Here is an 11,804-nt window from a genome sequence, read left to right on the forward strand (position 1 = left end):
GGATCGGATGCGACTGAGGCTGAGTCCGGCCGCGCTGGGGGCACTGCTCGCCGGCGTGCTGGTCGTGGCGTTGGGATGCGTGGCCGTGGTGCTCCACCGCGACGGGTCGACCCCGGTGCGGGTGACCGCGTCCTCCACCGCCGCCGGGTCTGACGCGACAGCCCTCGTCGCCGCCGGGGACGGCGACCGCACGCGTGGGGCGGCGCTCGCGGACGGCACGGCGACCTGGCGCAGCGATGGGGAGACGGTCGGCGCATGGGTGCAGCTGACCTGGGCGGAGTCGCGCACCGTCGACCGCGTCCGCCTCGGCGGCGTCGCCGAGGCGGAGTGGCGTCCCACCTCCGCCGTGCTGACCTTCGACGACGGCAGCGCGCTGCTGCTGACCCCCGACCCCGAGGGAGACGCCGTCGTCTCCTTCCCGCCGCGCTCGGTCTCCTGGGCCCGCCTCACCGTGGCCGAGGCGGGCGGGCAGTCCGACGCAGTGGCGCTCGCCGCGCTGACCGTGGAGGAGTCGGGCACCAGCCCGCACGGGCGGGGGGCGCCCCTCGATGCGCCGGCGCCCACCGCGTCCAGCACGCAGCAGACGCCGCCCTCCTCCCTCGTGGACGGGGACCTCGCGGTGGCGTCGACCGGTCGTGAGTGGCGTGCCGCCGCGGACGACGCCGACCCCTGGGTCCAGCTGACCTGGCCCGCCCCGCGGGAGCTGGCCAGCGTCCAGGTCGTCGGCCCCTCGGCGCCGCAGGAGGACCCGGGGACCGCACCGCTGCACGGCACCCTGCGGTTCTCCGACGGGAGCAGCGTGGTCGTCTCCGGGGTGGCCGGCGGGGACGTCGGACCGTCCACGGTCGCGTTCGCGCCACGGATGGCCAGCTGGGTCCGGCTGGAACTGCAGGCCGCCACACCCGGCACGTCGCCGGCGCTCCGGGAGATCACGGCCCACGCCGCGGGGACCACGCCACCCGCATGGGCCGGCCCGGACGTCGGCGGGCAACGCTATGCGACCCCCCTGACCCCAGCCACCGGGTGCGACACAGCCACGCCTCCCGTCGGCACCCCCGGCGAGGGCCGGCTGTCCCTGGTGTGCCCGCGGCCCGGTGGAGCGGTCGAGGGACGGGCCCGCGTCGTCGTCGCAGCACCGGCCGGCGCGGACCTGCAGGCACGGGCGTGGCGCACGCAGGGGCCAGGGTCGGGACTGGTCCTCGCCCCCCTCGCCCTCGCCACCGCCGACGCCACGGGTCGCGGCGTGTTGGACCTCGACGTGAGCGTGCTGCCCCATGGGCCGGTGACCGTCGAGGTGGGGGCGCTCGGCTCGGCGCGCGACAGCACGGCTCCCGTTTCGGTACAGCTGTTCCACCTGGGCGGGACGCGACTGGAGTCTCCAGGCCACGCACCCCCCGGGATGACCCTGCAGTGGTCCGACGAGTTCACCGACCCGCTGTCGGTGAGCGTCGACGGGGCCGGGGCGCGCTACGCCGCCGTGAAGCCCGAGCCCGGTGGCGCCTCGTTGTTCGGCGACGCCGTCTTCGCCGACCCGGCCGACGGCGCCGGCACCCTGACCACCGTGGGTGGCGACTACCTCCGCATCCGTGCGGAGCCGATCGGTGACCGGGCAGTCAACGCCCCCTGGGGCCAGCAGCACCTGTCGGGCCTGTTGTCCTCGCTGCGCGTGGGTGCCTCCGGCTTCGCCGCACAGTACGGCTACTTCGAGATCCGGATGACCGGCGCTCCCGGACCGGGGACCTGGCCGGCCTTCTGGATGCTCAACACCGAGGCCGCCGCCCGGGACACGGGAACGGCCGCCGAGGTCGACGCCGTCGAGCTGTACGGCCACAATCCGCACGGCAGCTGCCACCGGGTGCACAGCTGGGGCGTCGCGGACGCCGGGGGGGACGACCTCACCGACTGCGAGAAGGTCAACGGCTTCAGCGACTGGACGATGACCTGGCACACCTACGGCGTACGGGTCGTCCCGGGGGGAGCCGTCTTCTCCATCGACGGCGTGGAGGTGGCGACCGAGGTGGGACTGACCCACACCGAGCAGCCGTTCTTCTTCCTCGTCAACCTGGCGCTGGGCAGCGGGTGGCCGGTGGACCTGTCCGCCACCGGGGGCATCTCCGACCTCTACGTCGACTGGGTGCGGGTCTACACCTGACGCGCGGACGCCCGCCCGTCGCCGTCCCCGCCCGGCCTGCCCCGGAGGCCGATGACACCGAGCAGCAGGTCCTTGCCCGCGAGGGCGGAGCCCAACCCGGCATGCCGGTACGAGCGGTACCCGCCGCGGGCGACCAGTCCGGCCCAGCACAGGGCGGCCGCACCGCGGCCCCGCTCCGCGTACAGCGCGAGCCGGGCCCGCTCGCAGGCGGCGATGCGGTCCCAGTGGCGCGCTGCCCGGCCGGCCGCCCGGCACAGCACGTCGTCCTCCGCGCGGGCGCTGAGCCGGTCCAGGAGCCGCGCCCGGTGCGCGGCGATCTCGTCGCGCCGCAGCGCGGGGTGGGCCGCGGGACCGATGGTGCGGATCCACGACCGGAGGCCCGAGAGGCCCGACGGGGTCACGTTCGCTCCGTGCCGCCGGTAGGCGACCAGCGGCCGGTCGTCGACCGCGGTGCGGCCGAGGCTCGTGGCGAGGAAGTAGACCCACAGGTCGTGGGAGAGCTGCCCGTGGTGCTCGAAGACGTGCCTGCCCCGCTCGGTGGCGTCCACGACGTGCACGAGGGCGCGGGGGAACACCATCGAGAAGCCGTAGTAGACCCCCCATGGAGGCAGGTGCAGCGGCGGATGGACGCCGCGGCGCCGGATCCGCTGCCGGAAGCGGCCGACCCGGCGGCCCTCGCCGTCGATGACGACCGCCTGGTGGACGTAGAGGCAGGCACCGGTGCGGGTGAGCGTCTCGAGCGCCGCCTCCAGCTTGGTCGGGTGCCACACGTCGTCCTGGTCGCAGAACGCGACGAACTCCCCCGTGGCCAGCTCCAGGGCGCCGAGGAAGTTGTCGCCGTACCCCCGTGGCCGGTCGTTGCGCCGGACGACGACCGGGAAGGGGGCGTCCCGGGCGAACCGTGCCACCACGTCCGGCGTCCCGTCGTCCGACCCGTCGTCGGAGACGATCAGCTCCGCGGGCAGCACCGTCTGCGCCGCGAGGCTGAGCAGCTGCTCGGGGAGCCAGCGAGCACCGTTGTAGGTCGCCATGACCACCGACACGGTGCCCGGCGGTCGGTCCCGGTCCGTCACCCGCGGACACCGGCCCGCGCCCTGGTGCTCACCGGCCGAACGGCGGTTGCTCCTGATGTCGACGCCCGGGCCCTGCGGGCGGACAGCGCCGCGTGCGCCAGCACGCCGAGGGACATCCAGGTCAGCCCGTTCGTGTCGTTGAGGTCGGGCCCGGCGATGACCTTCGTGATGAGCACCCCCACCAGTGCCCAGACGACGGGACGGGCGCGGCCGAGGGCGTAGCCCTCGCGCAGGAGGACCCAGACGACCGCGACGAACAGCGCCGCGCCGACCACGCCCACGGTGCTGAGCAGGGTGGCCACGAAGGACGACGGCCGGTTGCTGCCCAGTCCCATCCCCAGCCCGAAGGTGTCCCAGACGAGCCCGAAGGAGTAGCTGTCGGCACCCGACCGCTGCGTGTAGGAGTCGGAGGCGACCTTGTCGTCGACGACCTGCTCGAACAGGTTGACCAGGAGGGGCAGGAACCACAGCGCGGCGATGGCCGCGACCCAGGCCAGCGAGAAGGAGGCGAGGCTGAGCGGGCCCCGTCGCAGCACGAGCCGGGCCACCGACACCAGGCCCGCGATCACGACGAGCACGACGCCGGCGACGACGAACGTGGCCGACGTGGAGATGAACCCGAGGTAGGCCGCCACCGCGACGACCGCGAGGACACCGACCCGCCGGGCTCCCTGGACCTGCCGGGCCCGGGCGGACATGTACGCGATGGCGACCAGGCACGTGCCGCCCAGGCCGGAGGGCTCGGACAGGATGCCCCGGAACCGCTCCACCCCTCCCGGCGCGGTCTGGATGAAGGCGAAGTTCGGCGAGTTGTCGAAGAACCCGGCGGGGAACGGGACGCCGAAGGTCCCGAGGTAGGCCCACAGCGACAGGACGACCGGCACCCCGACAGCCGTGCCGATGACCTCCGGCCCCGCCCAGCGCGACCGCGACAGGAACACGACGACGCAGACGCCGAGCACCAGGTACACCGACTGGGCGATGTTCGACTGCGACAGCAGGCCGGGGTCGAGGCGTCGCCCCCCGTTCGGGGTCAGCCCCTCCAGACCGGGGAACAGGTAGGGCGCCAGGAGGGTGACCAGCACGGCCCAGGCGGCGAAGGCGACGAGCAGCCGCACGCCCGGGGCCGGCGGGTCCGGCAGCCGCTCCTGACTGCGGGTGCGCAGCAGCAGCCGGACGACGAGGCCCACCGCCGCACCGATCGCGACCGCGTAGAAGGTGGGGACGGCGATGCCGCCGACGACGACGGCGGCACCGACCGGGGTGGCCCCGCCCAGGGCGAGGGCTCGGCCGTACCCCCGGGGGTTCACCACGCCGAAGACGACGACCGCGACGGTGATCAGGGTGAGGGAGGTCATCCGGCGGGTCCTCCGGCCGCCGTCAGCCCCGCCAGCCGGCCGTCCCCGGGGCGGCGCGCGGCGACCGTGCGGAGGGCGGCGAAGTGCTCCTCGGTCGCCGCTGCGCGGGTGTACGCCTGTGCGACCCGGCGGCGGTGCGCCTCGTCAGCCGGGTCCCGGGGACGACGCGCGGCCCGGCGCAACCCCTCGGCCAGCGCCCCGACGTCGTCGGCGCGGACCAGATCGCCGATCCGTGGGTCGGTGACCACGTCGGCCGGACCGAACTCGCAGTCGGCGGCCAGCAGGGGCAGCCCGAAGGCCAGCGCCTCGACGAGCACGACACCGAAGCCCTCCCACCGTGAGGGCAGCACGAAGCAGTCGGCCGCGCGGAAGTGGACCGAGGGGTCGGTGGCGTAGCCGGCGAACTCCACCTGGTCCGCCACGCCCAACTCGCCGGCCAGCCGGCGCAGGTCGGCCTCGTCCGGACCCGAGCCGACCAGGGTGAGCCGGACGGGCGGGAGCTCCGCCCTGGCCTCCGCGAGTGCGCGCAGCAGGAGGTCCTGACCCTTCTGCCGCGAGAGGCGACCCACGGTGAGGAAGCGGAACACCTCCCCCGGCTCATCCCGCTCGACCGTCTCGGGCAGGTCCCGTACCGGGTTGCGCACGAACAGGACCGGGGCCCGGCGGGCCACCGTGCGCGCGGCGTGGTCGCGCAGGGACGGGGAGACGGCCAGGACCCCGGCGACGTCGCGGGAGACCACGTGCCGGAAGAGCGCGAACGCCAGCCGGGTGCGACGGGTGCCGTCGGCCTCCTCGATCCGCGGGTTGCCGTGCAGGTGCGAGACGAGGACGGGGAGACCCAGCCCGCGGGTTGCCAGCCACGCGACGACCGAGGCCTCGACCTGCGGCACGACCAGGACGTCGACGTCGAGCGCCGCGACGCACCGGCGCAGGGTCGCGGCGAGGCGACGCAGCCGGTCGACCCCGAGGACGTGGCGGGTGTACCGGGTGTCGGCGAGCAGCGGCTCGTCGTACCGCGTGGAGTACAGGACGTGGACGTCCAGCACGTCGCCGTGCGCCTCGGCCAGGCCGGTGGCGATCTCGTGCACCACCCGCTCGATGCCGGCGAAGTGCGCCGACGGGGACACGAAGTAGGCGACGCGGACCCGCCGCGTGCCGGCGTCCCCGGCACCGCGGCTCACCGCGGGGTGCCCGTCCGCTTCGGCAGCACCGAGGCGTACACGCGCTCGTGGTCGGCGGCCATGCGCTCGACCCGGAAGTGCTCGACACCCTCCCGCGCCCGTGCCCGCCAGGTCGCCAGCTCGTCGGGGTCGGCCATGAGCCCACGGAGCGCGGCGGCCATCGCCGGTGGGTCGGCGGACGGCACCAGCTGGCCGGCCCGGCCGTGCTCGAGCAGCTCGGGGATCCCGCCCACCGACGTCCCGACGACCGCGCAGCCGGCGGCGCGGGCCTCGGCGACCGTGAGCGGGCACGGGTCGGCCAGGGACGCGGTCGCGAACACGTCGGCCCGCTCCAGGAGCGGGCGGGGACGTGGCGTGGACCCCAGGAAGTGCACCGACCGCTCCAGGCCGAGGTCGGCCACGACCGACTCGAGCCGCTCGCGCTCGGGACCCCAGCCGACCACGTTGAGGTGCCACTCGGGGAACTCCGGCGCCAGCTCGGCGAAGGCGGCGATCACGTCGCCGACGGCCTTGCGCGGGTGCAGCCCGGACAGCGTCATCACGCAGGGGCGGGCCGGCGGGGGGAGGGGGTCGGCCTCGACCTCCTCCCGCGGGGAGCCGTCGGCGCCGTTGAGCACGGTGACGACCTTGGCCGCGGGGTACCCGCGGGACAGCAGCAGCCGGCGCTCGGCCTCGCTGACCGCGATGACCACCGTGCCCAGGCGCATCAGGTCGGAGTGCCGGTCGAAGGAGTTGTGCACCGTCGTCACCAGGGGGACCCGCAGCAGCTTGGCGACGCCGTAGCCGAGGACCGCCGAGCTCATCATGTGCGCGTGGATGACGTCGGGGCGGGTGCGCCGGGCCGCGGCCAGCAGCCCCAGCCCGGTCCGGGCCGCACCCCGCACCCCCTCGGCTGGTGGCAGGGTGACGACCTCGACCCCGTGCCGGGCCAGCAGCTCGTCGTAGGACCCGCCCGAGCTGGCGAAGACCACGCCGTGCCCGGCGTCCGCCTGGGCGCAGGCCAGGTCTACCGCGACGTGCACGTGGCCGTTGCCCCGGACCCCGTGCTTGAGCACGTGCATGATCTCCACGGACCCGCCCTCGGTCTCCCCGCCGTCCAGCACGTCGGCCCGGAGGGCGCGACCCGGGGCATCCTGCCACGGATCGGCCCGCCCTCGGCGTCCCGCGGAGCGCTCGGTGCCCGTCCGCGCAGGACGTTCACGCCCCCCGGCGCCGCCGTCGCGCCAGGCCCCGCGTGACGTGCCGGGCGCTGTAGGCGCCCTGCAGCGCGGCGAGCAGGGGCAGGCGCAGCGGCGACCCGGTGCGCGCGAGCTGGCCCTCGCGCCACATCGGGTCGCCGTTCAGCGCCGCCACCACCGAGGTCCCGGCAGGCTGCTCCCAGGTCACGTCGCGGCCGAAGTCGTGCGACCGCGTGCCGACGCTCAGCACCTCGGCGTCCTCCCGGCGCGGCCACACGACGGCCCGGTGGTACCGCCGCCAGGCCTGGGCGGCTTCGGTGACGATGCGCTCGGCCGGGCCGCGGGGCAGGGCGTCGAGGTGGTCGACGACACCGGCGAAGACGGTCCCCGGCGTGGGCGGTACCCGGTCGGCCCACCCGTCCACCTCGAGGTCCGAGCGCACCCGGCCACCGTCGAGGGTGAAGGTGCGGACGCTCGGCAGGTCGGGCTCGAAGAGCCACTCGACGTAGTGCCAGTACCGGAGGAGCGCCGTGCGGGGGCGCAGTGGCGAGTAGTCGACGGCCTCGACGGACAACCCGACGGTGCGCGCCTGCGGGGCGGTTCCCCCCGGGCGGAACGAGCGGGCGATCAGCACGGAGCCGACGTCGAGCTCGGGCAGGGCGGCGGCGAGGAGGTCCTGCGTCGTGCCGAACAGCCCGGTGTCGACCAGCACCGCGGTGCGGCGCGCACCGAGCACCTCGTGCAGGTGGCGGGTGAACAGCCGCGCCTGGCCGGCGAGGGTGGCCGCGCCGGTGACCTCGTCCGGGTGGCGGAGCAGCGCGGTCAGCTCCTCCGGTGTGAAGCGGCGCTGCCACCGGGGGTCCGGGGACACCGGCCGGACGCCGGTCACGGCCGCGAAGACGTCGGCCACCGAGGCCTGACCGAACTCGTACGACAGCGCCGAGGCGGCGGCGGGGACGAGCGTGTCCAGACCGTCGTCGAGGCCGCGCTGGATCGCCGGACGGATCGCCGCGACCCGGGAGACCATGAGCGGGGTCAGGTGGACGCTGGACGGCAGGCCGGTGGCGGCCAGGAACCGCTCGTACGCCAGCTGCATGCGCAGGCCGCCCCGGGCGCAGAAGAGCAGCGCTGCGTCGTCGGGTCGCTCCAGCAGGGACGTCAGGGCCCACAGCCGGAGGCAGAACTCGGCGACGATCGGACCGAGCACCTCGCGCCCGAACCCCTCGGGGGTCTCCTCCGGGGCCCGTCTCACCGGTCCCTCCGCAGGCGTGCGGGCACCGACACCAGCCGGCCGACCAGAGCTGTCGCCCGGTACGCCGTGCCACGCGGGAGGTGGGTCGGTGTCCACAAGGCGGCACGCGCCCGCGTGACGTCGGCGAGCAGGTCGTCCCCGATGTGCACGATCGCCGACGGGTCGACGCCCTCGGCAGCAGCGACCAGGTCGAAGATCCCACCGGCGTGCTTGGTGGACCCGAGGTCGGCGCTGGAGTAGACCGCGTCCACGGGCAGGTGGCCGACGACCGCGTCGAGGATCCGGGTGAGGTCGTCGGTCGAGTAGTAGGTGTCCGACACCGCGATCACCCGCACTCCCCTGGCCCGCGCCCCGTCCAGCAGGTCGACGAGGCGGCGGTTGGGGCGGAGGTGTTCGACGTCGACCTCGACCTCGGCATCGGCGAGCACCCCGGCGGCGGCCCCGTCGAGGCCGAGCGCTGTCGCCATGGTCGAGCAGATGCCCCGGAGGCTGGCGTCGCCGTGCGGGCGCTCGATCCCGACGGCGCGATAGGCGCTGTCGTGGCAGGTCCAGCGCAGCTCGACCACGACGGCCGGGTCCAGGCCGAGTCGCCGTGCGGCCCGCCGTCCGGCAGCGGCCAGCCGCCGGGTCTCGGTCGTGTGGTCACGCAGCAGCACCGTGTTGAACAGGTCGGTCGAGATCACGGTCCCGGGCGCCGAGGCGATCAGCACCGAGAGCGCAGCGAGGGACATGCACTCCCCCTGGGCTCGCCGGCGACCGTCGGCCAGATCCTGGCACACGGACCCGGCGCTCAGCGGTGCTGCAGCACTCCGCGGAGCGAGCGCGTGGCCAGGGCCACGACCGTCGGAGGCCGGTCTCTTCGATACCTGGCCCGCACCAGCCGGCGCGCGAGACGTCGCGGTGCGGTCAGCACCCCGAGGCACCAGACGAGGATCGCCAGCCGCGTCCCTGCGGGCTCTGGGCCCGGGTGCACCGGGGACAGCACGGTGTCGCGGAGCAGGCGGGCGCGGGACTCGCCAGGGAGGGCGGGGACCCCGGGGACCAATCGCTGGGAGGCCACCCGCAACTGGAGGAGGGGTCGGCTGCGGGACAGGGTTCGCTCGTCGGCCGGGGTCCCGAGGACGCGGTGGGTGTAGAGCAGCCGCTGGCGGGCCCGCTCGACGGTCCGAGGGAAGCGGGCGTCGTCGGTCACCAGGTCACTCACGTTCGCCTCGTGGACGCGGTAGCCGACCAGTGGCTCGACGATGGTGACGACGTCACCGAGGAACGGTGCCACAGCGAGACAGGCCGAGTCGGTCGCCGGACCGCAACTGTCGTCGAGCGGGAAGATCCGCTCGAGGAACCAACGGGCGTAGACGTTGCCCGACCCGGGCGGCGTCGGGTAGGCGCTCGTGCGGGCCGCCCACCGGCGGACCTGCTCGGGGGTGGGCTCGAACGGGTACTCCGGGAAGACGGTGCCGAGCGAATGCCCGTCCGCGTCGATGCGGAGCATCTGGACCTGGACCTTGCTGATGCCCGGGCGCCAGACCTTCGCCACCTCCCGCCCCAGGGACGGGAAGAGGACGTCGTCGGAGTCCAGGTGGATCACGACGTCACCGGTGGTCAGCTCGAAGCCCCGATTGCGCGCGACCCGCTGCGTGGCGTTCTCCTGGTAGAGCGCCCTGACCCGGTCGGCGTACCGGTCGATGACCTCCCGCGAGTCGTCGGTCGACCCGTCGTCGACGACGACGACCTCCACGTCGTCCCAGTCCAGGGCCAGGGCGCTCTCGATGGCCTGCCCGACGTAGCGCCCGTAGTCGTGGTTGGCGATGACCACGCTGATCCGCCCCAGACGGGGAGCGTCGGCAGGCAACGGTGTCACAGCGACTCCCTCCGCACGTGTACGGCGACGCCCGTCCCCCGGCGAGGTGCCGCCCGGTCCGGGCAGGGACAGACGGGCCCCCGGTTACGAGGACACGCCCAGCGTCCGCTCCGCCTCGACCGTAGAGACCCGAGCCGTCGGCTGGTACTGGAAGCCGCCCTGCCGGCCGAAGGACTCCAGGCCGAAGTCACGCAGCGTGGCGATCAAGCGACGTGACCGGGCGCCGGACCCGGCCGTGTAGATCGGATAGGCGTGCTCGAGGACGTGCCCGCCCTCCAGGCGCAGGTCCCCGGTGAAGAGACCGTTGGCGGCCGTGTGCGCGCGGAAGTCCGCGGCCGCCCGGTCCACGGATGCGCCGACCATGTCCCCCAGCACCTCGACGGCGAGGTACTCGCGGCCCCCGACCGGTCCGTAGAAGTCCGAGTGCACCGTCAGCCGCTTCCAGGCCCCGTCGTGCGAGAAGTTGTAGAGGATCGGGTCGTCGAAGCCCCGGCGTCCCGCGAAGCTGAGGAAGAGGGTGACGAGGGTCACCGAGGGCAACGGCTGGTCGCCGGGCGCACCGATGAGGTCCAGCGCCTGGTCGACCGGGATGGTCGAGATGACGCGGGGAGCCACGAAGGTCTGCCCCGCCACGTCGAGGCGGAAGGCGCCGTCCTCCCTGTGGAGCCGGTCGGCCCGCATCCCGAGCTGGAACGTGGTCCCCCGTGACTCCAGACGGTCCCTCGCCGGGGCGTAGAGGTGCGTGAAGCCCTCGCGGGGCCGGACCAGCTGCCGGTTGGTCTGCACGACGGGTTGCGCGGGTGCCGGCCGCCGCCCGGGCCGGCGGTCCCGCAGGGCCCGCAGGACCCGTCGCGAGAGGTTGCCGACCGACGCGTGCTCGGCGATCCACATCATCCGCTGCTCGGCGAACTCCAGTTCGACGTGTTCCGGCGCGACCCCGCAGAAACGCGCCATGTAGGTGCCCAGACCCGAGCGGTCCAGCAGCCGGGGCCCGATCCAGCGGCGGGCGAACTCCTGCGCGTTGCGCGGTCGCCGGTGGCGCACCCGCGCAGCCGCGGCGGACAGCAGCAGCAGGGCGCACTCACGAGGACCGGCGGCCAGGAAGTCGTCCCGGACCGAGAACGGGTACTCGGTCACCACGCCCTGCGGGTTCAGTCGACCCCAGGTCGGGTCGATGGGCAGGTACCGGTCGGTGATCTCGGGGAAGTGGCGGAGCAGGGGCGAATCGTCCTGGAAGACGAGGCTGCCCACGTCGAAGGTGTAGTCCCCGAGGTGGAAGTCCAGGTGGTTGCCACCGACACGGGGGTACTCGTCGACGACGAGGACTCTCCTGCTGCCCTGGTCGAGCAGGACCGACGCGCAGACCAGTCCGCTGATCCCGGCCCCGAGCACGATCGCGTCGAACCGCGTGCCGCCGTCCCCTCCGGAGTCGGGGCCGGGCGTGGCCTGCGCCGTCATGCCGCCCCCTCAGCGATCGCGCGGGCGGTCGGCGACCGCAGCCGAGCGGGTGACCTGCGCTGATCCGATGCTAACGTCTGTCGGCTGATCGAGAGCCGGCCCAGGTCGTCCTCTCGCGGCGGGTCGACGCCCGGTGCCCCGATCGACCGCGATGGTCCGCCCACCGCAGCGGCGCCGGTACCGTCGGACCACCACACCAGCGTCGGTAGGGGTGCTGCGGTGCGCGCAGTGACCGGACGCGGCACCACCGGTGGAGGTGCCACGGGCATCTCGATCGGGCGACGGGGGTGA

At 74.6% G+C, this 11,804-nt stretch carries 9 protein-coding genes; 1 reads left to right on the top strand and 8 read right to left on the bottom strand.

All coding sequences use genetic code 11. The features are described 5' to 3' along the window. Positions 1-7: 7 nt before the first annotated feature. Positions 8-2,152, top strand: coding sequence for a DUF7402 domain-containing protein (locus BLR12_RS03890; RefSeq protein WP_091373616.1), 2,145 nt, complete (start codon positions 8-10; stop codon positions 2,150-2,152). Here the strand turns inward: BLR12_RS03890 and BLR12_RS03895 are convergent. The 8 genes from BLR12_RS03895 to BLR12_RS03930 all read right to left on the bottom strand — a co-directional run bounded on the left by BLR12_RS03895 (position 2,143) and on the right by BLR12_RS03930 (position 11,513). Continuing rightward, positions 2,143-3,225, bottom strand: a complete 1,083-nt coding sequence (locus BLR12_RS03895; protein ID WP_091373619.1) for a glycosyltransferase — start codon at positions 3,223-3,225, stop codon at positions 2,143-2,145. The genes BLR12_RS03890 and BLR12_RS03895 overlap by 10 nt on opposite strands. After that, positions 3,222-4,583 (bottom strand): hypothetical protein, encoded by a 1,362-nt coding sequence (locus BLR12_RS03900; RefSeq protein ID WP_091373622.1) that lies wholly within the window; start codon positions 4,581-4,583, stop codon positions 3,222-3,224. Before BLR12_RS03900 ends, BLR12_RS03895 begins: the two co-directional genes overlap by 4 nt. Next, positions 4,580-5,764, bottom strand: a complete 1,185-nt coding sequence (locus BLR12_RS03905) for a glycosyltransferase (protein ID WP_091373625.1) — start codon at positions 5,762-5,764, stop codon at positions 4,580-4,582. Before BLR12_RS03905 ends, BLR12_RS03900 begins: the two co-directional genes overlap by 4 nt. Further along, on the bottom strand, positions 5,761-6,825 hold the full coding sequence (locus BLR12_RS03910) for a glycosyltransferase family 4 protein (protein ID WP_255363301.1): 1,065 nt from the start codon (positions 6,823-6,825) through the stop codon (positions 5,761-5,763). Before BLR12_RS03910 ends, BLR12_RS03905 begins: the two co-directional genes overlap by 4 nt. A gap of 136 nt (positions 6,826-6,961) precedes the next feature. After that, positions 6,962-8,194 (bottom strand): hypothetical protein, encoded by a 1,233-nt coding sequence (locus tag BLR12_RS03915; protein WP_091373630.1) that lies wholly within the window; start codon positions 8,192-8,194, stop codon positions 6,962-6,964. Beyond that, positions 8,191-8,925, bottom strand: coding sequence for an HAD family hydrolase (locus tag BLR12_RS03920; protein ID WP_091373632.1), 735 nt, complete (start codon positions 8,923-8,925; stop codon positions 8,191-8,193). The genes BLR12_RS03915 and BLR12_RS03920 overlap by 4 nt, the downstream gene beginning before the upstream one ends. 59 nt (positions 8,926-8,984) lie before the next feature. Then, a complete protein-coding gene (locus tag BLR12_RS03925) occupies positions 8,985-10,055 on the bottom strand; it encodes a glycosyltransferase (RefSeq protein ID WP_255363270.1) in 1,071 nt (356 codons plus the stop codon). Between the two features lie 84 nt (positions 10,056-10,139). Further along, entirely contained in the window at positions 10,140-11,513 is a 1,374-nt protein-coding gene (locus tag BLR12_RS03930) for an FAD-dependent oxidoreductase (protein WP_091373635.1), read from the bottom strand. Positions 11,514-11,804: the final 291 nt, after the last annotated feature.

This window comes from Geodermatophilus sp. DSM 45219, from assembly GCF_900104025.1.
In the GTDB taxonomy this organism is placed as follows: Bacteria; Actinomycetota; Actinomycetes; order Mycobacteriales; family Geodermatophilaceae; genus Geodermatophilus.